The organism is Arthrobacter sp. W4I7 (genome assembly GCF_030816215.1).
GTDB lineage: Bacteria > Actinomycetota > Actinomycetes > Actinomycetales > Micrococcaceae > Arthrobacter > Arthrobacter siccitolerans_A.
The window spans coordinates 2044093-2070069 of the sequence record NZ_JAUSXU010000001.1 but is presented as its reverse complement, the minus strand read 5'-3'; the positions used below and the strand labels follow the sequence as shown (position 1 = coordinate 2070069).

Here is a 25977-nt window from a genome sequence, read left to right as displayed (position 1 = left end):
GGGCCGCGGGGGAGTCCCCGGGAGGAACGCTCAGGAAATGCGTGCGGCGGGTGCAGCGTCCGCTGCGGCCTCAGCGTGCCGTTCGGCCACTTTGTCCACCGATTCGCGCACACTCGGGTACTTCTCGACGGCGGCCTTGACGGCGTTCGGCACGAGGTGCAGGTTATTCGCAGCGAGCTGGCGCTCCGCCTCATCCGGCTCGGGGACTTCCTGGCCCTTGGAGAGCACGGTGATTCCCGATTCGGTGACCTTGAAACCGCGGGCGCGGTCCAGGTCCGGGTCCAGGCCGATGGCAGCACCGGCCGGTACCTTGACGTTTTTGTCGATGATGGCGCGGTTGATCACTGCCCCTTCGCCGATCTGGACCTTGTCCATCAGGACGGAATCGATGACCCGGCTGCTGGTTCCCACGAAGACGTCGTTGGAAAGGACCGAGCCTTCCACCACTCCGCCTGAAATCACCACACCGCTGGAAACGATTGAGTCGAGTGCGGTGCCCACGGTGTCGTTCTTGCCGCGGACGAATTTGGCCGGCGGCGAGATGCTCTGGCGGGTGTAGATGGGCCACTCGGAGTTGTAGAGGTTGAAGACCGGCAGCGGGGAGATGAGGTCAATGTGGGCGTCGTAGAAGGAGTCGATGGTGCCGACGTCGCGCCAGTAGGTGCGGTCACGCTCGGTGGAGCCGGGGATGTCGTTCAGCGTGAAGTCGTAGACGCCGGCCTCGCCCTGGTTGACGAAGTACGGGATGATGTCCCCGCCCATGTCGTGCTTGGTGTCCAGGCGCTCGGCGTCCACGTGCAGCGCCTCGACCAGGGCGTCGGCGTCGAAGACGTAATTGCCCATGGAGGCCAGGAACTGTGACGGGTCCGCCGCCAGTCCGGGGGTGCTGGCGGGCTTTTCGACGAAGGCGGCGATCTTCTGGGGATCGTTCTGGTCCACTTCGATCACGCCGAACTGGTTGGCCATGTTCAGGGGCTGCCGTACGGCCGCAACTGTTGCCTTGGCGCCGCTGTGGACGTGCTGGGCCACCATCTGCGCGAAGTCCATGCGGTAGACGTGGTCGGCGCCGACCACTACAACGATGTCCGGGTTGGCATCGTGGATGAGGTTCAGCGACTGGTAGATGGCGTTGGCGCTGCCCAGGAACCAGCTCTTGCCCACGCGCTGCTGGGCAGGAACAGAAGCCACGTAGTTGCCGAGCTGGGTGGACATACGCCACGTCTCGGAGATGTGGCGGTCAAGACTGTGCGACTTGTACTGGGTCAGCACAACGATCTGCAGATAACGGGAATTCACCAGGTTGGACAGGGCGAAGTCGATCAGGCGGTAACTTCCCGCGAAGGGCACGGCGGGTTTGGCCCGGTCTGCCGTCAGTGGCATCAGCCTGTTTCCCTCGCCGCCGGCGAGGACAATGGCCAGGACTCTTTTGTTCAACGGCATAATGGTCGCTCCTGTACGCCTTCGTAACTCCCCAAGACAGTCCGGCATGCCCGGACTCCTTCACACTAGAACAGTTATGCGTGAAGGACTACCTTGGGTCATGTGCGAATAGACATTGTGACTAAAGAGTTTCCGCCCGAGATCTATGGTGGCGCCGGGGTCCACGTGGCCGAATTGAGCAGGGTGCTTAGTAAGCATGTTGACCTGCAGGTTCGTGCTTTTGGTGCTCCCCGCGACGCCGACTATCATGGCGCGGCGGTGACCTCCTACGCGGTGCCCGAGGACCTTGGGACAGCCAACGCGGCCGTGCAGACGCTCGGGGTGGACCTGCGGATCGTCCCCGATGTTGAAGGCGCGGACCTTGTACATTCGCACACCTGGTACGCCAACATGGCAGGGCACCTGGCGTCCCTGCTGCACGGCATTCCGCACGTCCTCAGCGCCCACAGCCTGGAGCCGCTGCGCCCCTGGAAGGCGGAGCAGCTCGGCGGCGGGTACGCCCTGTCCTCCTGGGTGGAAAAGACGGCCTACGAGGCCGCCGCCGCCATCATCGCCGTGTCGGAGGGTATGCGGCAGGACATCCTGCGGAGCTACCCGAACGTTGATCCGGCGAAGGTCCGCGTGGTCCACAACGGCATCGACGTCGAGCTGTGGCAGCGCGACGAAAATGATGACGCCATCCGCGCTCTGGGCATCGACCCGGACAAGCCGAGTGTGGTGTTCGTGGGCCGCAACACCCGCCAGAAGGGGGTCCCTTACCTCCTGCGTGCGGCAGCAAAGCTCCCCGCCGACGTCCAGCTGGTCCTGTGCCTGGGGGCCGCCGACACCCCGGAGCTGGCCGCCGAGACGGCCCGGCTGATTGAGGACCTGCAGCGCGAGCGCACCGGCGTGGTGCTCATCGAGCGCATGTTGCCCCGCCACGAGCTGATCCAGGTGCTCAGCCACGCCACCGCCTTTGCCTGCCCGTCCATCTACGAACCGCTGGGCATCGTGAACCTGGAAGCCATGGCATGCGGCGCCGCCGTGGTCGCCAGTGCCACCGGCGGCATTCCCGAGGTGGTGGAGCACGGCCAGACCGGCCTGCTGGTGGAACTGGAGCAGGTCACCGACGGCACCGGTACACCCCTGGACCCGGAAAAGTTCGTTACGGAATTCGCTGCCGCCCTCACCGAGGTCGTCTCGAATCCGGCCCGCGCCCGCGCTATGGGGCAGGCCGGCCGGGCGCGCGCCGAAAAGCACTTCTCCTGGGAGTCCATCACGGAAACCACGCTTGAGGTGTACCGCTCCGTACTTCCGGCGCAGAGCTAGCGTTTCCAGGCAAACCACGACGGCGCCGCCCACCTCCCGAGATGGGCGGCGCCGTCGTCGTTATTGCCGTTGGGAGACGGTCAAACGCGGTTCCCGGCGGTCCGCGCCAGCAGGAGCTTCTCGTCCACGGGCGCCTTGCCGCTCGCCCGCAGGCTGCGGAAGTAGGCGCGCGCCTCCTCCTGCCGTTCCTTCTCCGCGCCGGTGGCGATGGCTGCGCGCACGTGGTCTTCGCCATACCCGAAAGCGTCCACAAGGTCCAGGGCATGCGGGCGGATTTTCACCAGCAGCCTGTTGATGTACTCGCCCACGGTCCGGCCGCGCTGCATGGAGAGGCGGCCGTTCATGAGGTACCAGGACAGGTTCTTCTCGATCAGGGACAGGCCGAACAGGTCCCGCAGCCAGGTCAGGACCGTCCTGGTGCCGGGGTCCGCAATATCGCCCAGCGCCTCCGTGAAGGCCTCCCACTGGAGTAGTTCGGCATGGGCCTGCGCAGCGTCGATCAGTTCGTTCTGGTGCCGGTTAAACAGGGCGGCGCCCTTCTCCTGCGACAACCGCCCCGTGCCCTTGAGCGCTGTTGCGGCCTCAGCCACCATGGTCTGCACCCGGTCGGTGAGCAGCGCGCGCTGGCCTTCCTCGTCGCGGAGGGCGATGGCAGCCTTCTGCACTGATCCGGAGTCAGCGACGAACTGGGCTACCTGCCGTAGGCCGGTGCGGTGGATGGCCGCCCCGGTAGCCTGTCCCACCACATACCGGGCCAGCACACCGAAGTCCACACTGCGGAATTCCTTGGCGTAGTCCGCCAGGAGCCGCTTGGCCACGAGCTGCAGCAGCACGGTGTTGTCGCCTTCGAAGGTGGCGTACACGTCCAGGTCCGCCCTCAATGAGGCGAAGCGGTTTTCGATCAGGAAGCCGGCGCCGCCGCAGGCCTCCCGGCATTCCTGCAGGGTGTCCAGCGCGTGCCAGGTGCTGAGCGGCTTCAGTGCGGCCGCGAGGGTTTCCAGGTCCTGGCGGTCCTCGTCGGTGTCGTGGGCGCCCGAAAAGACGTCGTCGAACTTCTGCAGCAGCTGCTCGTGGGCAAAGCCGGCCGCGTAGGTGGTGGCCAGCCTGGTGAACAGGCGTTTCTGGTGGCGCTGGTAGTCCAGCAGCACTTCCTCTTCGGTGTGCGAGGAGGCGTTGAACTGGCGGCGTTCGGTGGCGTACTGAATGGCAGCTGCCAAGGCGACCTTGGAGGCTGCCACGGCCGCACCGTCAAGGGACACGCGGCCTTGCACCAGGGTTCCCAGCATGGTGAAGAAGCGGCGGCCGGGGCTGGCGATCGGGGAGCTGTAGGCCCCGTCGGAATCAACGTTGCCGTAGCGGTTCAGGAGGTTGGTCCGCGGAATGCGTACCCCGGTGAAGTGCAGCCGGCCGTTGTCGATCCCGTTGAGGCCGCCCTTGATGCCGTCGTCCTGCCCGCCGATGCCGGGCAGGAACTCCCCGGTTTCCGGGTCGCGGAGGTCCACGTAGAACGCATGGACTCCATGGTTGACGTCCCGGGTAACCAGCTGGGCGAACACCACGGCGCCCAGGCCGTCAATCGCGGCATTGCCGATGTAGTCCTTCCACGCTGCGCGGAACGGAGTGTGCACCACGAACTCGTCAGTGGCGGGATCGAACGTAGCGGTGGTGGCAATGCTGGCAACGTCGGAGCCGTGTCCAGTCTCGGTCATGGCAAAGCAGCCGGGGATCTCAAGGCTCATAATGCCGGGGAGCCACTTGGCGTGGTGCTCAGCCGTGCCGAGGTGCATCACTGCGGATCCGAAGAGCCCCCACTGCACACCTGCCTTGATCTGCAGCGAAGGATCCGCCACCACGAGTTCCTCAAAGCCCGCGATGTTTCCGCCATGGTCATCGGCGCCACCCAGCGACTCCGGGAACGCGCGGTGGACTGCCTCGTTCTCCACCAGGTACTTCAGCTGGCCGGACACCCTGATGCGGTGCTCGGTGTGCGGAAGTCCCTCGATCTTGTGCAGCTCTGGACGTGCCGCAAGGGTCCGGGCCTGGCGCCGGATTGCGGCCCACTTCCCCAGGAGTTGTTCACCCAGCGCGTCGACGTCGACGGCGGGCTGTGCTTCAGCTGCTCGGGAGGCAGCAGCTGCCGCTGCGGGGCGCGGCCCTCTTCGTGCGGGACGGTCCACTAGTTCAGTCATGTCGTAGTCCTTTGTTGGGTGCTGACAGATGGGTGGGGGTTCTGCGGCTCATGAAAGCCACCGGTGCAATAGCCCGGGGGGGTGGCAGTGGATTCGTTATGTCCGCGTGGACGGGGACAGTTCAGGGGCAATGCCGACGCAGAGCCAGTCTGTAATCTGCCGCGCCATCACTTCCTGCCCGGGCTTGGCGGGGGAGGCCGGAGTGCTGAGCCACTGCTCGCCCGCGTTCCGCACCATGCCAATGGCGGCTTTGGGCCAGTAGCCAATAACCGCTTCCTTGCCGTCGCCCAGGTGGGAGCGCATAGGAGTGGCGATCATTTCGGCGATGGCTTCAAAGAAGTGTCCCAGCGCGGCAGACCCTGCATCGGTCTCCTGGGCGGCGTCCGTGTCGGCGGCGTGGCGGGTCACAAAGGTGTAGACATTGGGACTTGTGCTGGCCATCTGGAGGTAGGCGGTGACCATGGCCAGCAGTCCTTCCCGGGGTGTGTCGGCGCTCTGCGCGGCCTCCCGGATCCGGTGCTGCATCTGGCTGAGGACAACCTCGCCCACCGCCTGCTGGAGTCCTGCCTTGTCACCGAAGTAGCGGTAGAACACGGACTTGGACGTACCTGCGGCGGTCGCAATGTCCTCCATCGATGCGTCGCTGCCCAGTGCGTGCACGGCCCGGCGGGCTGCCTTGATCAGTTCCCGGCGCCGCTCCTCCCGGTGGCTCTGCCAGCGTGACGAGCGGCCGTCGGCGCCGGCGGCATCGGATACAGGGGAGGAACCGGTTTGCTGGATGTTCACGATACCCAGCGTATCAGGTACGCTGGGTATCGGTAACCGTACGTGACCCGAGGAGATACCCATGTCCATTGACGGACAGACCACCACCGGACCCGAGTCCGGCACTCCCGCCGCAGCTTCCGCCCCTGGGCTCCGCAGGGCAGTCATCGTTGGCGGTAACAGGATCCCGTTTGCCCGGGCCGGCGGTGCGTACGCCAAGTCTTCGAACCAGGACATGCTGACGGCGGCTCTGGACGGGCTGATCGCCCGCTTTGGCCTGCAGGACGAGCGGATCGGGGAAGTGGCCGCGGGCGCCGTACTGAAGCACTCCCGGGACTTCAACCTCACCCGCGAAGCAGTCCTGGGCTCAGCCTTGTCACCCGAAACACCCGCGTATGACCTCCAGCAGGCCTGCGCAACGGGGCTTGAGACCGTCGTGGGCCTGTCCAACAAGATCAAGCTGGGCCAGATCGACTCGGGAATCGCGGGCGGTGTCGACTCCGCCTCCGACGCACCCGTGGTGGTCAGCGAAGGGCTCCGCGAAGTCATCCTGGACCTCAACCGGGCCCGGAGCCTTCCCCAGCGGCTGCAGATCCTCAGCCGCCTGCGGCCCAAAGACCTTGCTCCGCTGGCTCCCGGAACCTCCGAGCCCCGCACAGGTCTTTCCATGGGGGAGCACCAGGCGCTCACCACCTCCCAGTGGAAGGTCTCCCGTGAGGCGCAGGATGAACTGGCGCTCAACAGCCACCGGAACCTCGCAGCGGCCTACGACGCCGGGTTCTTCGATGACCTCACCACTCCGTACCGGGGCCTGACCCGGGATGGGAACCTGCGTGCTGACACGTCACTGGACAAGCTCGCGGGGCTGAAACCTGTCTTCGGGAAGAACCTTGGCGCCAATGCCACCATGACGGCCGGCAACTCCACTCCGCTGACCGACGGCGCCTCCACCGTCCTGCTCGCCTCGGAAGAGTGGGCCGACGCCCGGGACCTGCCCAAACTGGCAGCCGTGGTGGATGCCGAAGCTGCCGCTGTGGACTTTGTGCACGGCAAGGACGGCCTGCTGATGGCACCGGTCTTCGCCGTCCCCAGGCTGCTCGCCCGGCAGGGGCTCACCCTGGCGGACATTGACTTCTTCGAGATCCATGAAGCCTTCGCGTCCACCGTCCTGAGCATGCTCGCCGCATGGGAGGACGAAGACCTCGGCCGGACACGGCTGGGCCTGGAAGGCGCTTTCGGAACCATTGACCGGTCCAGGTTGAACGTCAACGGGTCTTCCCTCGCTGCCGGCCATCCCTTCGCCGCGACCGGCGGCCGGATCGTCGCTTCGCTTGCCAAGGCCCTGCACGCCAAGGCCAGCTCGGAAGGCCGTCCCGCACGGGGGCTGGTCTCGGTCTGTGCGGCCGGCGGACTCGGCGTCGCGGCGATTCTGGAATCACTGTAGGGGCTCCGATGACTGACAAGTACGCACAACTCGTCAACCACGGCCTGGGCAGGAACGTAGCCAAGAAGCTGGGGCTGCCCCAACCTGCCGTTCTCCGCCGGTACCAGCCCGGCCAGCCGCTGGTCACCGGCCCCATCGTGGTCCAGGGAGACACGCCCGGCGCTGACAGCCTGGCCGCCGAACTGCTCTCCTGGGACCTCGACGTCAGGAGGCACGCCGTTCCAAGGGAGAAGCTCGGCGCCATCATCCTGGTGCTGGACGACGTGGCACGCCCTGAAGACCTGGCGAAGCCCATTCTGACGGCCGCGGCTTCCCTTCGGGACCTCGGCCCGGGAGGCCGGATCATCACCGTCTCCCGGCCGGCCTCTGGCGCTTCCTCACCGGCCCAGGCAGCGGCCCGGCAGGGGGTGGACGGGTTCCTGCGCTCCCTGGCCAAGGAACTGCGTGCCGGTGCCACCGGCAACGGCGTGCTCCTGGGACCGGAAGTGGGGACAACCAGCCCCAGTACGTTAGGGGCAGTCCGGTTCTTCCTTTCCGGCCGGTCCGCCTTTGTGGACGGACAGTTCGTGACGGTATCGACGACGGCGGGGGAACTTCCGGAGGACGCCGCGGAACCGCTGGCTGGACGGGTCGCCGTTGTCACCGGAGCAGCGAGGGGTATTGGTGCTGCAATTGCCAGGACCCTGCACCGCGACGGCGCCACACTGGTGCTGGTGGATATCCCGGCAGCCGGCGACCACCTCGCCGAGGTGGCCAACCAGGTCAAAGGCACTGCCCTGCAGCTGGACATCAGCAGGGAGGACGCCGGGCAGCGGATCCTCGAGCACGCCGCGCAGCGGCACGGTCGCCTCGACATCATGGTCCACAATGCCGGAATTACACGGGACAAACTCCTCGCCAACATGGACCAGTCCCGCTGGAGTTCCGTGATCGACATCAACATTGCCGCGCAGCTCCGGATCAACGAGGCCCTGCTTGCGTCGGAACACTTCCGCGCGTCTCCCCGGATAGTCTCCGTGGCGTCCACCAGCGGCATTGCCGGAAACCGCGGCCAGACAAACTACGCGGCCTCCAAGGGAGGCGTGATGGGAATGGTCCGGGCCACGGCCCCGCTCATTGCTGCCCACGGAGGAACGGTCAACGCCGTGGCCCCGGGCTTTATCGAAACTGAAATGACAGCCAGGGTTCCCCTGGTGCTGCGGGAGATGGGCCGGCGCCTGAACTCACTCCAGCAGGGCGGCCAGCCAACTGACGTAGCGGAAACCATAGCCTTCCTCGCCAGTGACGCCGCCGGGGGCATCAATGGGGAAACCCTGCGGGTCTGCGGACAATACGTGATGGGCGCATGATGCCCGTGCAGCCGGTCATCCTCGGCGAGATGCCGTCGCTTTCGAAGCTGTACGTCAATGCGGCAGCCCAGGCGGCGCGGCGGCGGCTGCTGGGGACCCATGACGGTACCGCCTTGCCGGCTGAGAGCCACGAGGTCCGCGGGGTCACTGTGGACGTGGGGAACCTGACTGCCTACCAGCACCTCATTGGTGAAACCGCCAGTGACGTCCTGCCGGCGGGCTTCATCCACGCGCTCGCGTTCCCCCTCGCCATGAGCGTGATGAACAGGGACGACTTTCCACTTCCGCTGCTCGGTATGATCCATCTCCGGAACAGTGTGGAACAACGGTCTCCGGTGCTTTTCACGGACGCCCTGGACGTCACGGCCCATGTGGAAAACCTGCGCGGCCACCGTGCCGGTACCCAGGTGGACGTGGTCAGCGAAGTACGCCGGGCCGGGCTGGCGGACACCTGCTGGCGAGGTGTCTCCACCTATCTCGCCAAGGGTGTTTTCCTGCCGGGAATCGACAAGCCCTCGCCCGCGCCCGTGCGTGCCGACTTCAAGGCTCCCGATCCCACAGCACAGTGGCAGCTTGGGGTTGATACTGGCAGGGCGTATGCGGCTGTGTCCGGTGACTTCAACCCCATCCACCTCAGCGTGCTTTCAGCGAAAGCGTTGGGGATGCGGCGCTCAATCGCCCACGGAATGTACCTGGCTTCCCGGGCGCTCGCAGATGTCGGTGCAGTCCGCGGTGATTCCTTCACCTGGGATGTCGACTTTGAGGCGCCGGTGTTCCTGCCCTGCGGGGTTGCCTTGGATATCAGCAGCGCCGAGGGAACGTCCGGGGCGTGGGAGCGTTCGGACTTCGCAGCGTGGAACCCCCGTTCGGGCCGCCGGCATTTCAGCGGCTCGGTTGCCGTGCTCTAGGTTTTCGCTTCACGACGCCGAGGCCTCAGTTCCGGGGCGGACGGAACGCAGGATCCGGTGCAGGCTGAGGAGGATCGATTCGGAGGCAGGGACGGCGCCCTGGTCCAGCTCCCGCCCGGCGGTGGCGGCCATGCAGGCTTCCACCGCCGCGTGGGCCGCCTTGAAGCGTTCCGCCTGCTGTTGCGGGTCGTCAATGCTGAAGGAGCCCAGCAGTTCACCGGTTGCCGTGATGGCGTCGGCGAGGGGAACGTTGTCCTGCAGCGGGACGGTGTACGGCACGTCGCTTTCCCAGATCACGTCAGTGAGCACGTCCGTCATGTCCTGGACGTGGAACGTGACCCGTTCAAGCTGGCGAAGGTTGCGGTAGTCGAGGTCAATGTCACGGGGGTGGAGCCGGCGCCGGGGGTTGGCCCTCCGGCTGGCGTCGGCTTCCTTGACGAGGTGCCGGACCGACCGGGTGGCCGTGGCCAGCTCGTCGGAGCGGTGGGACCATTCTTCGTGCTCGGGCGGCCACTCTTCCTTCAGTGCGGTACCCATGTCCGTCATCTGCCGGCCCAAAGCGAGGCGGAGGTCATCCAGGCTCGCCGCTGCTGCCTGCAGGTGGAGCGGGGGGAAGACCAGGAAGTTGACGCCGATGCCCACAGCGACGCCCGCACCCATCTGCACCAGGTAGCCGAAGGAAAAGTCATCAGCGTTGCTTCCGCCCACCAGCAGGACCAGCAGGGCCGCCGTCGGAATCCAATCACTGCCTGAACCGAGGCCCGGCAAGCCGCCGAGCAGCACTCCTATCCCCATAAAAATCGCCACCGTCAAGGGTGACGGGTCCGCGATGTTCACCAGGACCACGGCGAGCCCGATGCCCACGGCCAGTCCGGTGAGGGCCTGCAGGCCCTGCCGAACGGAGCCAGCAACGTTGTGGTACATCGCCACCAAGGCCCCCAGGGGCGCGTAGTAGGCGTAGTGCGACGCGCTGCCGGGCATCAGCGGGGCGATGAAAAATGCCACGCCCGCTGCCAGTGCCGCTTTCGACGCCAACTGCAGTCGCTGTGCAGCGAACGCCGCGGACAGTCCTTCTACTGCCTGCTTGAGGAATTGGGTTCCCCTGGCCCATCGGATGGTGGGACGTGCTCGAGAATTGCCCATCCGCCCCACACTAGGGCGCCTTGTCCCGCAACCACAAAGGCGCAGGTCAAGGCCGCGAGCAAACCTGCCGGAGCCGGTCCATTCAGGCCAAGGCGGCTGCCGAACGGCGCACGGCAGCAGCCAGCCGGTGCGCCCTTCCGGGCGTCCGCCCGTCCTCTGCACGCCGGGGAATGTAACCAAAGCCGAGGCCGTAGGCGGGATCGGCAAACCCGAGGGCGGCGTTGGCGCCTTCGTGGCCGAAGGCACGGTGGCTGCCGAAGTTCCGGGACGGGTGCGGCTTCATAAACACCACCGCGAAGGCGTTGTCCAGCCCGGATGAACGGTCCAGGCCCCATACCTGTTCCTGGGACATAAGCTCCAGCGTCTGCGGATTGAGGAAGGCCGGCGCACTGTCGGTCCCCGTAGTGGCGGCTGCATAGAGGCGCGCCAGTCCCTCCGCGGACCCAACGCCGCCGGCCGCCGACATCCCTGCACGGCGGACGCTGCGGATATTGGGCAGCTCCATGATGGTGCTGACGGGCGCATTGCTGTTCAGACCCTCCAGGCTGAGGGGATCCACCCAGGGTCCTTGCGGATCGTCGGTGTAGAGGACGTTCCGGTAGCGGGGCTCCAGCTCTGCGGGCAGACCGAGGAAAAAGTCGATGCCCAGCGCCGTCCGGATCCGCCGGTCGTAGATGCTTTGCAGCGATTCTCCGGCCGTCCGGCGGCACAGTTCCTCCATGATGATCCCGATGGTCAGGGCGTGATAGCCAAATTGCCGCCCGGGCTGCCAGGAGGGCCGCGCCGCTGCCAGCCGGGCAGCAGCGTCCGCAGTGGTGAACTCCTCCAGCGCGAAACCGCCCTCCACTCCCATGAGTCCCGCCTGGTGGGACAAAGCCTCCCGGACCAGAAGCCGGTCCTTGCCGTGGACTGCAAACTCCGGCCAGTACTTGGCCACGGGGGCGTCGAGGTCAAGCAGGCCGTCCTGGACCAGCAGTGCGATCACCATGGCCGCCACGCCTTTGGAGCAGGAGTAGGCGCCCGTGATGGTGTCCGCATCCATATCCGGTCCGCCGGCGAGCCGCACAACCTGCGCCCCGTTCCGGAAAGCGGCCAGCTGTGCACTGTACTGCGGGTCCTCGGCCAGGAACGATTCGAACAAGTCCAGTACATTTTCGAAACCGGGCGCTACGAAGCCTTGAGAAGTCTGCATCCCGCCAGTCTAGGCGAGCAAGCGCTTTCCGTCAGGAAATCGCTCCGTGGCCTGGGGCAACTTCTTCACCAGGCTTGACCGGCCCCGGCGCTGTTCCATCGCCGAACGGCTGTCCGCCCAGGGACTCGCGGTCATGGGGCTCAAGCCACCCGCGCAGGTCGGGACCGGCGGGAACGATCCCGGTGGGATTGATGTCCTCGTGCACGATGTAGTAGTGCTGCTTGATCTGCACAAAGTCGGTGGTGTCCCCGAATCCCGGGGTCTGGAAGAGGTCGCGGGCGTACCCCCAGAGCGCCGGCATTTCGCTGAGTTTCTGGCGGTTGCATTTGAAGTGGCCATGGTAGACGGCGTCGAACCGGGCCAGGGTGGTGAACAGCCGGACGTCCGCTTCGGTGATGGTGCCGCCCACTAGGAAGCGCTGCCGGGACAGGCGGTCTTCCAGCCAGTCCAGGGCTGTCCAGAGCCGTTCGTAGGCTGAATCGTAGGCTTCCTGCGAGCCGGCGAAGCCGCAGCGGTAGACGCCGTTGTTGACCTCGGTAAACACCCGCTTGTTGACCTGGTCGATCTCTTCCCGAAGATGCTCAGGGTAGAGCTGAGGGGCACCGGGCCGGTGGAACTGGCTCCACTCGGTGGAGAAGTCGAGCGTGATCTGCGGAAAGTTGTTGGTCACCACTTCACCAGTGGCCACGTCGACAATCGCCGGGACAGTGATGCCCCGCGGGTAGCCCGGGAACCGCTTGAAGTAGGCCTGCTGGAGGCGTTCGATGCCCAGGACGGGATCCACTCCACCGGGATCCAGGTCAAAAGTCCAGGACCGGGCGTCGTGGGTAGGGCCGGGTTGACCCAGGGAAATAGCGTCCTCCAGCCCCAGGAGGCGGCGGACAATCACCGTTCTGTTGGCCCAGGGGCAGGCTCTTGCAGCGATGAGGCGGTAACGCCCCGCCTCGGCCGGCCAACCGGGTTCCCCGTTCGGGCCAGGCCTGCCGTCCGCCGTGATCCGGTCCTCGATGTAGTTGGTGTCCCGGTTGAACTCCGCTCCGCCCGTAACGTAGGCGCCCCGGGTAGTGTGTTCGAAGGATTTGCCGCTATCCGTCTGCTGCGTGCTTTCAGTTTCCTGGCTCATTAATCCAGCCTATGCGCCTTACCGCAGGATTGTTGAGAGTGGCTGCCAGGCCACCAGCCAGGACCCCGCCACAAGGACGGTAAACAGGAGGATCCAGATCCCGGAAGGGACCGCCGTTGCCCGGAACAGCAAGTAGGCATCTGACGTGGCCAGCCTGTCCCTCCTGCGCAGATGGACGTGGGTGAGCTTGATCAGGTCCCGCACTGCGCCCACCAGCAGTACCAGGCCCAGCATGACCGCGGTGTGGCCCACGAAGCCGGCAGGAACCAGGAAAATCAATGCGACGCAGCCCAGCATCGCTCCGATGGTGATGAGGAAGCCTGCGGCGTTCCGGAGGAACACCAGCGTGGCGGCCAGGGCAATGGCACTGGCAGCAATTGCGGCGGGCCCCCATCCGTTCAAGCCGCACCAGACAAAAGATGCACCCACCACGGCAGGCATGGGGTAGCCCCAGAAGCAGGACCAGACGGTGGCAAGCTTGCTCCGGCTGAAGGTGGTGGTGGTTCCGGAATGGTCAAACCTCAGCCGGATACCGGAGAGCCGCTGTCCGCTCGTCACAGCGGCGAAGGCGTGCCCCAGTTCGTGGGTGGCGGTGGCCAGCAGGCCCACGTACCTCCAGGACCGGCGGGGGATGGACAGCGCGGTGGCTATGGAAACCACCAGCAGCAGCTCGATGACGGTGATAGCCGGGCTATCTGTACGGCCGAACGCGTTGATGAAGGTAGTCCAGAGGTCGGCGGGAAGGCTCACAGGGTCCGGTCCGGGGACGGGTGGTCTTTTTCGGGCATAAGCCCCTACGGTACTAGGGATACCTGGGCGTGGCCGCAATGCCCAGGCGCCTCCCGGTGAACAAGGGCCAACAGGAACAGAGGAAAACGTGTCAACACTGAAAGAACGGCTGCAGGCCGATGTGGTCATGCATATGAAGGAGCGCAACAAGACGGCGCTCACCACGGTCCGGAACGTCCTGGGCGAAATCGAGACCCGTGAGAAATCGGGTAAAACCCCGGTGCAGCTTGATGACCTGCAGGTGACGTCCCTGCTCCAGAAGGAAGCTGCGAAGCGCCGCGAAACGGCGGTAATCTATACGGAAGCGGGCCAGCCGGACCGTGCGGCCGCCGAAATCGCCGAGGCCGAAGTCATAGAGTCCTACCTGCCCAAACCGCTTTCGCAGGCCGAAGTCGAGGCAATCGTGGATGAGGTCATTGCCGGGCTGCGCGCCGCGGGCCGTGAACTCACACCCCGCCAGATGGGCGAAGTCATGAAGCCCGTGACGGCGGAGGTGGCGGGGCGCTTCGACGGAAAGGAAGTCAGCCAGATCGTGCGGCAGAAGCTCGCTTAAAAGCCGAGAGGCACGTCTCCCGATGGGACGTGCCTCTTGCTCAGTTGAGGAAAATGGCGGTTTCCGCCCTCCACATGACTGCCTGATCAGCCCTCGCACTCGGTGCAGTAGCTGTGGCCGTCCTTCTGGCGCGCAATCTGCGAGCGGTGGCGGACCAGGAAGCAGGAGTAGCAGGTGAATTCGTCATCGGCCTGCGGAATGACCTGCACCACGAGCTCCTCGGCGACGAATTCGCCGCCAGGTACGCCCGCTCCGTCCAGGCCGTCAGCTTCATCCAGCTCGAGCACAACGCTGCGTGCGTCAGGAGCATTTGCTGACTGAAGCTGCTCGAGTGAGTTGTCCTGCGATTCCTTGACGTCGGAACGCAGTTCATCGTAATCGGTTGCCAATTTAGGTGCTTCTCTTTTCTTTGGTTCGTCTGTCGCGTATGAAACGTACAGCATCATGGGGGTATTCCCCAATAGCCGGAGTATATTGACCGCCGTCTGGGTACAGGTTCAGAGGAAGGCCGCCACAGCGTTCGTGATGCTGTTGCGGCTGCACGGGCAGGGGGGCCGCAGCAAAAGGGGCGGCCCCGGCTTTAGTCGAAGGGGTATGTGTGGAGCAGCTGACTGCAGAATTCGGTGGTGCCGGACGGGCCGGCATGGGCGTTGGCCCCGTACTGGAAAAGTTCGAGGCAGTGGACAGGATCGCCGTCCTGCGCGGCGGCGGGCTGGGTGATCTGATTTTTGCCGTACCTGCCATGGCTGCGCTGAAAGCGGCCTATCCGGGGGCTTCCATAACGCTTCTTGGCACTCCGGCCCATAAGGCACTGATCGCCGCTACGAAGAGCCCGGTGGACGAAGTATGTATCCTGCCCTTTTCCGAAGGCGTCCGGCCCGGGGCGGAAGACGAGGACGAGCTGGACCGGTTCTTCCAGGAGATGCGTGACCGGCGCTTTGATCTGGCGGTCCAGCTTCACGGCGGGGGACGGTACTCGAATCCTTTCCTGCTCCGGCTGGGCGCCCGGCATACGGTGGGAACCCGCACGCCGGATGCAGCGAGCCTGGAACGGACGGTTCCCTACCTCTATTACCAGCACGAACCCCTGAGGGCTTTGGAAGTGGCCGGTTTCGCCGGGGCGTTCCCGGTTGATCTTGAGGCCCGGCTCGCTCCGGCCCAGGGCTTGCCCACTCTTTCCGGCACGGCCGACGACGGCGCGCAGCCTTTGGTGGTGATGCATCCGGGGGCGACGGATCCCCGCCGTCGCTGGCCCGTTGAGCGGTTCGCCGAGCTGGCCGCTGCCTGCGCGGCGGATGGGTTCCGGGTGGTTGTTGCCGGCGATAAGAGTGAGCAGGAACTTGCCGCGCGCGTTGTGGAACTGGCCGCTTCGGGACCGGTCCGCTCTGTGGCGGGAGAACTGGACATGGCGGGTCTGGTGTCGCTGTTGGGCAGCGCGGCGGTGGTGGTTGGAAACGACAGCGGCCCGCGGCACCTGGCCCAGGCCCTTGGGGTCCCGACCGTGGGGATTTTCTGGGCGGGCAATATCATCAATGCCGGCGCGCTCGGCAGGAGTCTTCACCGCATCCATGCCTCCTGGGTCACCGCCTGCCCCACGTGCGGGATTGATGTCACCCAGGTGGGCTGGACGGCGCCGCGCTGCCCCCATAACGATTCCGTGGTGGCGGGAGTTGCCGTACGGGATGTGCATGAGGACGTCCGCAGCCTGGCGGCGACTGACGCGGGCGGGCAGCGCCTGTGAGCATTCCGGGAACTGCCGCTGCCCTGAAGGCTGAAGATGTCCATGATGGGAAACCCGAGCTCCTGGTCCTTCGGGCGCTCAAGCTCGGTGACCTGCTCGTCGCGGTTCCAGCACTGAAGGCCCTCCGCCGGACGTTCCCCGGGCACAGGCTGCGGTACGCGGCCCAGGGATGGTTGTCTGACGCGCTGGGCCTCGTGGGCGGGTATGAGCTTTTCCCCACCCACGGGCTCGATGAGCCTTTGGCCATCGAGCCCGGCGTGGTGGACGTGGCCGTGAACCTGCACGGCAGCGGGCCGGAGAGCCAGGGCCGGATCGAGGCGTTGCAGGCCAGGCAGACAATAGGGCACCGGAGCCAGTACCGGGACGGGCCGCCCTGGCGCGCGGAACTGCATGAACGGGAACGCTGGGTCCGGCTCCTGGAATGGCATGGCATCGAGGCCGACCCCCTGGATATCCGGCTGAATACACCCCACGTGCCAAGCCCTGTTCCCGGTGCCACGGTTTTGCATGTGGGAGCCGCCTACGGCAGCCGCCTCTGGCCGGCCGAGCGCTTCGCGACAGTTGCCTCCACGCTTGCCTCCGCCGGGCACAACGTGGTCTTCACCGGTGGCAGCGGTGAACGGGAACGTGCCCTGGATGTCTGCCGCCGCTCGGGATTTTCCGAGGATATGGTGCTGGCAGGGCGGCTGGGACTGGCCGAATTCGCAGCCGCCATCGCAGCAGCGCGGCTGGTGATCTCGGCGGATACGGGAGCGGCCCACCTGGCCTCTGCGTATGGAACGCCCTCAGTGGTGCTGTTTGGTCCGGCTCCGCCCGAAATTTGGGGTCCGCCCCCGGGTCCGCACGTGGTCCTGACCCGGGCTGAGTTGAGGCGCGGTGACACCTTCGCTGAGCAGCCCGACCCCGCTTTGCTGGCAGTCTCGGTGCAGGACGTCCTGGCGGCGGTGCGGGAGCTGGGAGTGTTGTAGAGCGGGCAAGGTTGGTCAGTCCAGGGCTCTCGCTTACGGCTCCAAAGTCCTAAAATAGAGCCATGGGCATTGAGTTGGAGATTGCCTTGGTGTTGACGATGGCGTTCCTCTGGGTTGCGGGCACCTTCGCGATTCTGTCCGGAATTGACCGGGCGGAGCGGAAGGCCCGGCGCCAGGAGCAGCGGGCCATGCGGGCTGATCATCGGCGGGTCCAGTACCGCCCCGTGGCCGCTGGCTCCCGGCTGGCAGGATCCCGCAGGCATCCGCGGACGTGAAGCTGCGCCCGCACTGAAGGCAGCAACGGCCTGTTAGCCCGCCAGATCCGGCGGGGTAGCAGGTTCATTCCTTGCCGCGCCGGCGACAACAATGGAATGAGGGCCGGGCGCGGCTGTTCCCAGCAGCGTGGCAATGGCCTGCGCAATCTTCCGTCCGCCTTGAATGGACGGCTCGATAGGGTTGGCATAGTCCCCATCCTCGCTGCACACGAGCCGCAGATCGACCAGCGCTACTCCGCGGGAAAATGCGGCCCTCGTGATGACGTCGTTGAACAGGGACAGTGCTGCCTTGATGACCGGCTGGTTCGGCCCTGACGGGGGAGTGTCGTAGACAGTGCAGACCCCCACCGGCAGTCCCCCTGCCAGGACAGCGGAAAGCATGGCCCGGTAGTCGGCGTCGAATCTGTCCCTCGCCCCGCCAAGCATAAGCAGCGCCCCGCCCACTGTTGAAGGTTGCTCCTGCAGCAGTGGCGAATGGCCAAGCGCGTCGTTTCCGCCCGCGCTCACCACCAGGTGGGTCGCATCCGCGGGGAGGCGGTCAAGTTGGCGGACGACACCGGTAATGATGTCGCCGTCGATCGCCAAGAGGGTGCATTTCCAGCCCGGCAGTTCCTGCCGCAGTTGGCTGATGACGTCCGGTCCGCCGCCAACATACGCGCCGTTGTCGAAGATGGAATCACCCAACAGAACCACGTGGCCAAGGCTGGCTGCCGGAAATGCTTCCATCCTGAAATACTGCACCATTACGGCGACTGGGGACAGAGCCCGGGGAGCCAGGGTGCGTTCCTGGAGTACATGGCTTCAAGTGCGCTGTCCAACAACATCGGTGACTAAGAATTCCCCAAGGTCTCTGTATAACGCTGATCCAGCAGATGGTGCGTCCATTCGGTCATCAGCTTGATCTCCCGGGAAGGAACAGCAGTGACAGCTACGCTTGATGCGGCGGGTTCGGGATGTCCGGGTCCTGTTGAGCCTCCCGTTCTGTTGGTACTCGTTTCGAGGTACAGGTATCTCGACGCCGATTCCATCGCCCGGCTGCAATCGGCAGCCCCACTCATCATGCAGGACTTACCGGGCCGCAGCAGGGCTGTATCAGGCTGCGTGGTTCTATCCACATGTAACCGGTTCGAGATTTACTGTGAAATTGCGCCCGCACCTGAAGCCGGTAAGGCATGCGCAGATGCGCTGGAAGCCGTGAGCTCCTGCTCCCGCCTACCGCTGGCAACCCTGCGGGCACTGTTCGAATGCCGTATCGGGCCGGCAGTGGCAGAACATCTTTTTGGCGTTGCATGCGGGCTGGATTCGCTGGTCATAGGCGAACGTGAAATCACCGGCCAAATCCGCCGTGCGTTGGCTGCAGCCCAAGCTGCAGGAACGGTCACCGGACTCCTGATCCGACTACTTCAAGGGGCTTTGCGCACTGCGAAGGACGTCGGAACACGGGCGCGCCTTGGGGGTGCCGGCACGTCAGTGGCTTCCGTGGCGATTAATCTGGCCGTCTCCCGGTTGAGCCCGTTGATGCTCTCGGATCTGTCCGTGGTCGTCATTGGCAGCGGGTCTTACGCTGCGTGCATTATGAGCCTGCTAGCGAGGGGAAGGTGTTCAAATGTCACCGTCTTCTCCCGCTCAGGCAGGACGGCCGCATTCGCCGCTGCCCATGCGGTGGCAGCGGTAACGGAAGCGGAGCTGCAGGCAGCCATCGGCCAGGCGAACGTTGTTATTGGCTGTAGCGGCAACGGATCCCGCATCGGCACCTCGGTGATGGCACGGCAGCAGAAGGACCCCAAGCCTCTCGTGGCCTTGGATCTTGCTCCCAACCGCGACTTCGATCCCGACGTTGGTGAGTTAGCCGGCGTTGACTTGATCACTCTTGAAGCGGTGCGCCTGGCCGCCCCACAGACGGACTCAGCACAAATCCAGCTGGCCCGAATGTTGATCCGGGATTCAGCCTGCCGCTTTTACGAACAAGAATCCCTCCGCACTATCGATGCTGCGATTATTGCCCTGCGCCACCACCTTCATCAGGCGCTTGAGCGGGAAATGGAAAACGTCAGAAAGCGAAACGGAGCGAGCACGTCGGCGGAGGAAACTGCCAGGGTCCTGCGGCGTTTTGTCCGTCAGGTGCTGCACACGCTCTCGGTCCGTGCAAGAGAAATGGCTGCTGCGGGCCGGCGTGACGAGTATATGGCCGCGCTGGAGGCACTCTTTGGCATCAGCGTCCACCTCGCCCAGCCCGCCGGTGTCCCAAATGCCCTTGAGCAGTAGGGACATTCTTGATCAGCAGGGACACTAAAGAGGTTTGATGCGGTCATCTTCGTCGGGTTCGCTGACGGGACATCTGAAGAGGAAGCCGGTTCAGCCGCCGTGCCGCCTCGCCAGGAACGCGGCCAGCGCCGGGTTATCGATTTCACGGGCCAGCCACGAAACTGCCTGGGCTGCCGCCTCGTCGCCAAGCACAGCCCTGTGGGACTGCCCCCGCACCACGAATTCCCGCATCCCGCTCCGGCTCGCCAGTTCAGCCAGACGCTCCACGAATGCCGACGCACGTGGCGACCTGCTGGCAATGGAAACTTCCGCCGCCGTATCCAGCAGGCGGGCCGAATACCAGAGGTACCACGGCCTGGGTTCCAGGCCCCGGTCTATCCAGTGCTCGGCAGCGGCGAGGTCGCCGTGCTCCACGAACAGCCGCGCTTCCGCACCGGCTGCCAAGGCCATGTAGCAGTGGTCGCCGGCCAGTTCGGCCATCACCCATGACCTGTCGATCAGGGCGGCTGCTTCCTCCAGCTGCCCGGCGGCCAGATACGTTTCTCCCCGCACCCCGGCGACAAACGGCTCGAACGCGGTCCAGTGTTCCTCCGCAATCCAGACCTGTGCCCGGTCCAGGGATTCGGCCGCCTGCTCCAGTTCCCCGCGGAGCAGCCGGACCCTGCCGAGCAGCGCCTCGCTGAACGCCTGCTGGCGGCGGTTCCCGGCGGCCCTGGCCAGTCTTCCGGACTCCGTCAGAGCCCTCACGGCGCCCTCGTACCGGGCAGTGTCCGAGGCCAGCATGCCTTGGATCGCCAGGATTCTGGCCTGTTCGTCGGGGAATCCATCCGCCGCCGTCATCGCCCGGTCCAGCCAGCCGGCAGCCCGGTCCGGTACGCCCCGCTGCACGGACAGGTAGCCCAGCTCGCGGTAGGCTGCAGCGGCAGTCCGGGAGGCGCCGTCGGGCCCTTCCGCCTGCAGGGCACGGTGCAGGAGGTCCGCCACCTCAGCGCCGCGGCCGCCTGCCTGGTGGATCAGCGCTCCGGAGAGCGTCACCAGGGACTCGGCGAGCAAATGTTCATTTCCGGTGCGCTGGGCGAGCACCACCGCGAGCCGCAGCTGGTCCAGCCCCCGGTCTACCGCCCCTGCCCACAGAGATGACCCGCCGGCGTCGAGATACGACCGTACTGTCCCCACAGTGGCCGGCATTCCGGGATCCGCTTCCGGAGCCGCAGCGGACAGTGCCCGCCGGACTTCCGCAGGCAGCGGCAGGCCCAGCTCCTGCCGGTAGAGGTCCCCGCATTTCGTGACGTGCTGGCGGGCGCGGCGATGTTCGCCCAGGGCCACAAAAGCTTTGACCAGGACTGCGTTGCAGTCTGCGTGGAAGGGATCCCGGTCAAGGGCCAGGGCTGCCAGTTCCGCCGCCACATCGGGAGTACCCGCAGCCAGGGCCGCCAGCGCGGCCTCGTAGAGCAGGGACTGGACCATGTTGTCGAAGCGGTACCGCTGGTCCGCCAGCCAGGAATCGAAGACGGGGCAGTCCACGAAGGACAGCCCCTGCAGCAACTGGCCGGTGAAGCTTCGGGGGTCCAGGCCAGGGTTGGCGGCCGAGTCCATCACTTCCAGCGCATCGCAGCGCCAGGGGGATTGCAGTACAAGCCGCAGGGGATCACCCGCCAATGTCACGCCGTCGAGGGTCCGCCGCAGTTCGGACAGGTTCCAGCGCAGGGCACCAAGCGGGTCCGCGGCGTCCGGGAAGAGCAGCGTCGCTGTGCGGGACCGGCCGGTGCCGCCGGCCTGCAGCGCAAGATAGGCAAGCACCGCCCAGGCCTTGCGGCCTCTGGGCTGCAGGGGAGCTGCGCCGGGGGACTCGATCACGGGCGGACCGAGGAGCCGAATCCAATTCTCGGCCATAGGCCCCATGCTACTGCCACCCGTCCAGGGCGTCTTCCGCCTTCACACGCTTGCTCACACGCCCGCCGCACACACTGGCATCACCACATCCGCCCACACTCATACGAGGTGCAAACATGGAACTGTTCGGCTTACTGCTATTTGGACTCTGGGTTCTTATTGCCACTGTCTGCGCCGTGCTGGCCGACGGCCGGGGCCACACGCCCGACGTCCGCTCCACAGCGCCGTGGTCGGCCGGGAACCTTCCCAGCGAGCCTTACGCGTCGCTCCGTATGTAGGTCCTCTGGTCCAGCCAGCAAGAAGTACGACGGCGGGAGGCCGGCTGATCTGCCGGCCCACCGCCGCAGTCTCCGCAAGCACGGAGACGGTGCCGGTGCTGGCGGGGAGGGGAAAAGGCGGGACACTGGAAGTCACTACTACGAAAGCGACACCTTTTGATTAAGCTGCAGCAGGACGCCGATGGTTTCATCCGGATGAACCGGCACTTCCCGGAAAGCGTCATTGTCACTGTCACCTTTGCGGACGGCACAACCGAGGAGCTCTCAGGCCGCCGGCTCAACCGTGCGTATGATGACGCCCTGGCGGCCTACCGCGCCCGGAACCACCTTGACGCCAAGGGCTTTTCGCGATCCCCAAAGAAGAAGACGGGCTCAGGTAACAAGATCGATTTTGTGCCCGTCCACCCGGGTATGGGTGACTGACTGCAGGGAAGGGTGGGTCACCAGACAGCTGACGCCGGCTGGCGCGGTTCCACGGGGCATGGCCAATATCAAGGGGGCCGATGCCGGCAGATGGGGTAGCAAACACCCTTATGGTGGCGCAGACCCGGGGGTAGTTTGGGCAACAGCGGGAGCCAGCCTTGAGGCGGCTTGGCCGCATCGCAGGGTCAGTTGGGAACCCGGTTCAATACCCGCCCGCAACCATCGGCGGTCCTGCTTTCTCGTGTCCTATTCAGGAGACAAAAAATGTTTAAGCGCGTTGCAGCGATCCTTGCTGCTGTTTTCGCGGCGCTTTTCCTCTTTGGAGGACCCAGTGGACAAGCAACACCAGGTGCCCCTGATGAGAACGTCCCGACCACCTATGTCGACTGCCCGCTCGAACGGATCGGCAGCCAGCTCGTGCGCTGTGACAACCTCACGGGGGCCGGAGTGGAAGCACCGTTCTGGGTTCCCGTGCAGAAATAGGCCGCCAGTATCCCTGCCCCTGGCGTGAAGGCCATCCTTGAGGTCCTGGGGCGCTGCGGTTCAGATCGGAGTTGGCATGATCCAGGCTCTGCTGTGCAAATTGAATATCCGCCACGAATGGCACGTTGAACATGCCGACGACGGAGGCCTCTACAAGCGATGTCGGCGCTGCGGCAAGGATGGCGACAGCGGTGATGGCGCCACCAACGCCTGGGCGCTGCAGAAGTGGTGGTAAACCCTCCGCCTTGGCAGCGCCTAAGTAGACAGTCTGTAAAAACGGGGTTAGCGGGTTAGCGGCCCGCGAAAAGTCCTCCCACATGGCTGGAGACACAAAAAAGCCCCGGAAAATCACTGATTTTCCGGGGCTTCCCTTTGTGCGCGGAGGGGGACTGGAACCTCACTCCCGGCCTGTCGTTCTCAGGGTCGGCTATGAACCCCACCCGGCGGTCAAGGCCCCGGCAGCGGTATGACTTCGAAGCATGGATGGAGCCGCGATTGGGGCAGGCGAGGCTTACTCAATGAGTCTCTTTGACGAAGCGATGGGCCACTTCAACGGCGCCGAGAGTGAAGCCGTCAATGCTCAAGAGAAACATCAAAAGGCGGTGGCTTATCTCTCCAATCAGATCGATCAGATAGCACCCGAATTCATTGACGCTGTTTGGAGGATGTCCCAAAGCCCGCCACCGAAGAGTGTGCGCAAAGCCCGCTCCCACACGTGGAAGATGTGCCTCCGGCTGGGTTCGAAAAAGATGTTCCGCCGACGTACGAGCGAAATGAGCTGGCAGAAATCGAGGAGGAGACTATCAGGGGTGACGTGCGCTCAGAAATCTTGCGCTTCCTGACCGGTGCTACTGCCCGCTAACCACCTTCGTCCCCGTCCAGTACATCAGCTCGGTGTCCGAATCGGTGATGGGGGCTTCAGCGTGCTCGAACTCGGCCGTGAAATCGAACCCATCGATGGTCTCCACGGTGCTGATTTTGGTGAGCATCCCGAGCAGCATGCCTTCGGCGAGGCGGAACTCGGTGCCGAAGTGGTTGGAGTTCAGACTGCGCGCCGGCAGGTACCGAGTTTTCAGCATCGGCCAGACAGGGACAGGATCCTCATCAAGTGATGAGTCCAGCAGCCGATCCGGGAAACGGAAGTTCCAACCGCAGCCGGCCTCCCGGTCGACAAACCGACGCATGCTGTCGCACCTGGGGAGGTGAACTTTGCCGGCCAGCGAGACGATGAAGCAGTCCCCGGAGTCAAGTCACTCCTGCATGGCCGCCTTCTCCAAGGCCACCGTTTCTTTCATCCGCTCCCGGAGCTCGTCCCCGCTGAGACCCTTCAGGCTACCGGGCTAGTGCTCCTGTCTATACAAGATTGGACCGGCCCGTCCGAAAACGGTCGTTATTGACGTGCCGACTTTATCAACCTACTTCTTAACCGCCACAGCGGAGAGGATCAAGGGAGTCCCACGCACCATCAGCAAGCGAAAACCTGATGGTCAAGCGCCGCGGCCTTCCCGAAGATCTCACGGGATGCCATTCGGGCCTCCGGGGCCTGTGTTGCTCTTGGTCGAGTTACTGGAACTTAGTAACATGCGAGGGTCTAAATTCCCCCGAGGAAGCCGCTGATGTCCTTGAAAACAGTTTCGCTCGATAGAGGATGAGGGCACATTACGCGAGAATCCATGCATCTTCTCCTGGTCACTAGGATTCCAATACCTTTTTTGACACGTTTCCTTGGTCCCTCTCGGTGCGTTGGATCGCCAGAATGGCTCCTCTTCATTCATGTTGTATGTCCTGGCTTCTCCAGACACCCCTACCCGGACCATGACTGCGGGACCGACCGTCCCGCGAGCCATGTTTGAGCGTATAGACCCGCTCCGCGAGACGGGTGTACTTTGAGCTGTGGAAGGCTTCAGGCACTCTTCGAAGGCCGACCGTGAGTTTTATGAGCTCCGCAGGCGGGCATACGGTCCGGATCCAGACATAAGTGTCGACCCTCCGGGCCTAGCGAGGTTGCGCGAACTTGAGGCGGCGGACCGCGCTGACGTCAATTCTCTGCCGGTTGCCCCCGCGAGCGAGAATGCGGCAGATTCGGAGGCCCCCGCGGACGCTGCCTCGGTGGAACATCCGGTGCCAAGGTGGAGTCGCCTGTACTGGGCCGGTGCCGCACTGGTCCTCGCGGGAGGGATCGTTACGACGACCCTGCTGTTATCCGCGCCGCGTCCTGATGCCACTCTTCATCCGAGCGGGGCCGCGGTCGATAACCGGCTCCCCGGACTGCTGCTTAGGGGAGCACCCCTGTTGAAGATCGAGGCTTCAACCCTCCGCGGATACGGGTCGTATCTCGGTCTCGAGATCTATTTCGGGGTGAACGCGTTCGACTCGCCGTGTCTCGTGGCACTGCACCGGGCGAGCGGTAATCTCTCAGACGTTCGCTGTGCTCCGGCTCCAGCAGATCTCATAATGGACGTCGCCTCATCCCGGGATGGGTTTGAAGGATTCGAAGGGCGCGCCGGCGACGGCATCATCCGATTCGTACTTCGTGACGACACGGTGGATGCTTACGTCTACCTCATTCCTGAGGCGGATTGATGGACGCATCCTCACCCCGGTCCGATGCTCAGCGCGAGCTGGACGAGCTCCGCAGGAGGGCATACGGTCCGCATCCGGATATCGAGTCCGACCCCGCAGCACTGGTAAGACTGGCAGAACTTGAGGCGGCACACACGGCGAGTCTTCGCGCAGCCACCGGTACCGAGATCACAGCACCCGCTGCAGCCCCGGATTCCGGGCCAGGTGCTCACTCCACCTGGACCACATTCATTGAAGAATGGCCGGAACCAGCAACCAGCACCGCACCCGTGGCGGAGCCCGGGACTGGATTGATGTCCTCAGCCTGGCGTCGTCGCGCCGCGACACAAGTGCGCCGTTACTCATTTATGGCCACCTTGATGTCCACCGCGCTGGCAGTCTTTGTTGCCGCTATGATCACCGTGGCATGGATCGTAAGACCGCGTCCCGATGCCACATTGCCTCAAATTGCAGACAAGGCAGACAGCGCCGTTCTCACCATGCTGGCGTTCCTCTCAACGCTGGAATTCCCTTGGGGGGAAGCTGCCGGCCAATCCAGCTTCCGCGGCTATCAACAGTATCGGGGAGTCGAACCCTGGTTCTTCGTGGACGGACGGGGCTACCGGTGCTTCATGCTCATCGATCGTTCCGGTCCTTTTGTAGACGGCGCCAATTGTGTGCCGCCCGGGGTCGATCTTTTTGCAGACGTCGGCGGGCAAACCCATTCGGGTGATGATGCCATGATGGGCCTCCCGAAGGGGAGCGTCGTCCGGTTCCACTACCGCGGCGACTCCGTAGACGTCTTCCTCTACCCCGCATCGTCGGAGGCAGAATGAGGCCAGGGCCCGGAGAGACGGGCCGCCATCTCAAATAAACCTTCGGAACC

At 64.8% G+C, this 25977-nt stretch carries 26 protein-coding genes; 15 read left to right on the top strand and 11 right to left on the bottom strand.

Translation table 11 applies throughout. The annotated features are described in order from the left end of the window. Window positions 1-30 precede the first annotated feature (30 nt). The gene (glgC, locus tag QF047_RS09605) at window positions 31-1440 is read right to left on the bottom strand and encodes a glucose-1-phosphate adenylyltransferase (protein ID WP_307276082.1); all 1410 of its coding nucleotides are present in this window, start codon (window positions 1438-1440) and stop codon (window positions 31-33) included. 102 nt (window positions 1441-1542) lie between these two features. Between glgC and glgA the strand changes: the two genes are divergently transcribed. Further along, on the top strand, window positions 1543-2748 hold the full coding sequence (glgA, locus tag QF047_RS09600; protein ID WP_307276079.1) for a glycogen synthase: 1206 nt from the start codon (window positions 1543-1545) through the stop codon (window positions 2746-2748). Window positions 2749-2828: 80 nt separating this feature from the next. Here the strand turns inward: glgA and QF047_RS09595 are convergent, their stop codons facing one another. Both QF047_RS09595 and QF047_RS09590 read right to left on the bottom strand, forming a co-directional pair. Continuing rightward, the gene (locus QF047_RS09595) at window positions 2829-4937 is read right to left on the bottom strand and encodes an acyl-CoA dehydrogenase (protein ID WP_307276076.1); all 2109 of its coding nucleotides are present in this window, start codon (window positions 4935-4937) and stop codon (window positions 2829-2831) included. 96 nt (window positions 4938-5033) lie between these two features. Further along, the gene (locus tag QF047_RS09590) at window positions 5034-5723 is read right to left on the bottom strand and encodes a TetR/AcrR family transcriptional regulator (protein WP_373427758.1); all 690 of its coding nucleotides are present in this window, start codon (window positions 5721-5723) and stop codon (window positions 5034-5036) included. A 61-nt stretch (window positions 5724-5784) separates the two neighbouring features. Between QF047_RS09590 and QF047_RS09585 the strand changes: the two genes are divergently transcribed. From QF047_RS09585 to QF047_RS09575, 3 genes are read left to right on the top strand one after another with little or no spacing between them, the layout of a single operon-like run. Next, complete coding sequence (locus QF047_RS09585; protein ID WP_307276071.1) at window positions 5785-7146, top strand: acetyl-CoA C-acetyltransferase; 1362 nt, start codon at window positions 5785-5787, stop codon at window positions 7144-7146. Between the two features lie 8 nt (window positions 7147-7154). Next, a complete protein-coding gene (locus tag QF047_RS09580; protein ID WP_307276068.1) occupies window positions 7155-8495 on the top strand; it encodes a 3-oxoacyl-ACP reductase in 1341 nt (446 codons plus the stop codon). Further along, the gene (locus QF047_RS09575) at window positions 8492-9403 is read left to right on the top strand and encodes a MaoC/PaaZ C-terminal domain-containing protein (protein WP_307276065.1); all 912 of its coding nucleotides are present in this window, start codon (window positions 8492-8494) and stop codon (window positions 9401-9403) included. The genes QF047_RS09580 and QF047_RS09575 overlap by 4 nt, the downstream gene beginning before the upstream one ends. 9 nt (window positions 9404-9412) lie before the next feature. Here QF047_RS09575 and QF047_RS09570 read toward each other — a convergent pair whose 3' ends face one another. The 4 genes from QF047_RS09570 to QF047_RS09555 all read right to left on the bottom strand — a co-directional run bounded on the left by QF047_RS09570 (window position 9413) and on the right by QF047_RS09555 (window position 13611). After that, the gene (locus tag QF047_RS09570; protein WP_307276062.1) at window positions 9413-10546 is read right to left on the bottom strand and encodes an aromatic acid exporter family protein; all 1134 of its coding nucleotides are present in this window, start codon (window positions 10544-10546) and stop codon (window positions 9413-9415) included. 82 nt (window positions 10547-10628) lie between these two features. Further along, window positions 10629-11738: a serine hydrolase domain-containing protein gene (locus QF047_RS09565; RefSeq protein WP_307276060.1), complete on the bottom strand. Its 1110-nt coding sequence runs from the start codon at window positions 11736-11738 to the stop codon at window positions 10629-10631. A gap of 31 nt (window positions 11739-11769) precedes the next feature. After that, on the bottom strand, window positions 11770-12861 hold the full coding sequence (locus QF047_RS09560) for a glutathione S-transferase family protein (protein WP_307276056.1): 1092 nt from the start codon (window positions 12859-12861) through the stop codon (window positions 11770-11772). Window positions 12862-12879: 18 nt separating this feature from the next. Then, the gene (locus tag QF047_RS09555) at window positions 12880-13611 is read right to left on the bottom strand and encodes a M50 family metallopeptidase (protein ID WP_307276054.1); all 732 of its coding nucleotides are present in this window, start codon (window positions 13609-13611) and stop codon (window positions 12880-12882) included. Between the two features lie 127 nt (window positions 13612-13738). On the opposite strand from QF047_RS09555, the gene QF047_RS09550 reads away from it, so the two are divergent. Continuing rightward, on the top strand, window positions 13739-14203 hold the full coding sequence (locus tag QF047_RS09550; RefSeq protein WP_307276051.1) for a GatB/YqeY domain-containing protein: 465 nt from the start codon (window positions 13739-13741) through the stop codon (window positions 14201-14203). A gap of 86 nt (window positions 14204-14289) precedes the next feature. Here QF047_RS09550 and QF047_RS09545 read toward each other — a convergent pair whose 3' ends face one another. Further along, window positions 14290-14592, bottom strand: a complete 303-nt coding sequence (locus QF047_RS09545) for a DUF4193 domain-containing protein (protein ID WP_009358564.1) — start codon at window positions 14590-14592, stop codon at window positions 14290-14292. Window positions 14593-14801: 209 nt separating this feature from the next. Here QF047_RS09545 and QF047_RS09540 point away from each other — a divergent pair, with 209 nt between their 5' ends. The 3 genes from QF047_RS09540 to QF047_RS09530 all read left to right on the top strand — a co-directional run bounded on the left by QF047_RS09540 (window position 14802) and on the right by QF047_RS09530 (window position 17187). Further along, entirely contained in the window at window positions 14802-15944 is a 1143-nt protein-coding gene (locus QF047_RS09540) for a glycosyltransferase family 9 protein (protein WP_307276044.1), read from the top strand. Then, window positions 15941-16912, top strand: coding sequence for a glycosyltransferase family 9 protein (locus QF047_RS09535; RefSeq protein WP_307276042.1), 972 nt, complete (start codon window positions 15941-15943; stop codon window positions 16910-16912). The genes QF047_RS09540 and QF047_RS09535 overlap by 4 nt, the downstream gene beginning before the upstream one ends. A gap of 62 nt (window positions 16913-16974) precedes the next feature. Next, a complete protein-coding gene (locus QF047_RS09530) occupies window positions 16975-17187 on the top strand; it encodes a hypothetical protein (protein ID WP_306633489.1) in 213 nt (70 codons plus the stop codon). A 33-nt stretch (window positions 17188-17220) separates the two neighbouring features. Here the strand turns inward: QF047_RS09530 and QF047_RS09525 are convergent, their stop codons facing one another. Beyond that, window positions 17221-17913 carry an SGNH/GDSL hydrolase family protein gene (locus QF047_RS09525; RefSeq protein ID WP_306633490.1) on the bottom strand — a complete coding sequence of 231 codons (693 nt, stop codon included), beginning with the start codon at window positions 17911-17913 and terminating at the stop codon, window positions 17221-17223. Window positions 17914-18108: 195 nt separating this feature from the next. On the opposite strand from QF047_RS09525, the gene QF047_RS09520 reads away from it, so the two are divergent. Further along, entirely contained in the window at window positions 18109-19452 is a 1344-nt protein-coding gene (locus QF047_RS09520) for a glutamyl-tRNA reductase (protein WP_307276037.1), read from the top strand. Window positions 19453-19542: 90 nt separating this feature from the next. Here the strand turns inward: QF047_RS09520 and QF047_RS09515 are convergent, their stop codons facing one another. Continuing rightward, on the bottom strand, window positions 19543-21345 hold the full coding sequence (locus QF047_RS09515) for an SARP family transcriptional regulator (RefSeq protein WP_307276034.1): 1803 nt from the start codon (window positions 21343-21345) through the stop codon (window positions 19543-19545). A gap of 116 nt (window positions 21346-21461) precedes the next feature. Between QF047_RS09515 and QF047_RS09510 the strand changes: the two genes are divergently transcribed. The 4 genes from QF047_RS09510 (at window position 21462) to QF047_RS09495 (ending at window position 22764) form a co-directional block, all read left to right on the top strand. Continuing rightward, window positions 21462-21623, top strand: coding sequence for a hypothetical protein (locus tag QF047_RS09510; protein WP_306633495.1), 162 nt, complete (start codon window positions 21462-21464; stop codon window positions 21621-21623). Between the two features lie 156 nt (window positions 21624-21779). Then, window positions 21780-22046 carry a hypothetical protein gene (locus tag QF047_RS09505; RefSeq protein WP_307276028.1) on the top strand — a complete coding sequence of 89 codons (267 nt, stop codon included), beginning with the start codon at window positions 21780-21782 and terminating at the stop codon, window positions 22044-22046. A 264-nt stretch (window positions 22047-22310) separates the two neighbouring features. Continuing rightward, on the top strand, window positions 22311-22529 hold the full coding sequence (locus tag QF047_RS09500; protein ID WP_307276026.1) for a hypothetical protein: 219 nt from the start codon (window positions 22311-22313) through the stop codon (window positions 22527-22529). A gap of 76 nt (window positions 22530-22605) precedes the next feature. After that, a complete protein-coding gene (locus QF047_RS09495) occupies window positions 22606-22764 on the top strand; it encodes a hypothetical protein (protein WP_307276025.1) in 159 nt (52 codons plus the stop codon). Window positions 22765-23377: 613 nt separating this feature from the next. Here the strand turns inward: QF047_RS09495 and QF047_RS09490 are convergent. Beyond that, on the bottom strand, window positions 23378-23713 hold the full coding sequence (locus QF047_RS09490) for a hypothetical protein (RefSeq protein WP_307276023.1): 336 nt from the start codon (window positions 23711-23713) through the stop codon (window positions 23378-23380). Between the two features lie 709 nt (window positions 23714-24422). On the opposite strand from QF047_RS09490, the gene QF047_RS09485 reads away from it, so the two are divergent. Both QF047_RS09485 and QF047_RS09480 read left to right on the top strand, forming a co-directional pair. After that, window positions 24423-25112 carry a hypothetical protein gene (locus tag QF047_RS09485; RefSeq protein WP_307276021.1) on the top strand — a complete coding sequence of 230 codons (690 nt, stop codon included), beginning with the start codon at window positions 24423-24425 and terminating at the stop codon, window positions 25110-25112. Then, entirely contained in the window at window positions 25112-25927 is an 816-nt protein-coding gene (locus QF047_RS09480; protein WP_307276019.1) for a hypothetical protein, read from the top strand. The genes QF047_RS09485 and QF047_RS09480 overlap by 1 nt, the downstream gene beginning before the upstream one ends. The last annotated feature ends 50 nt before the right edge of the window (window positions 25928-25977 follow it).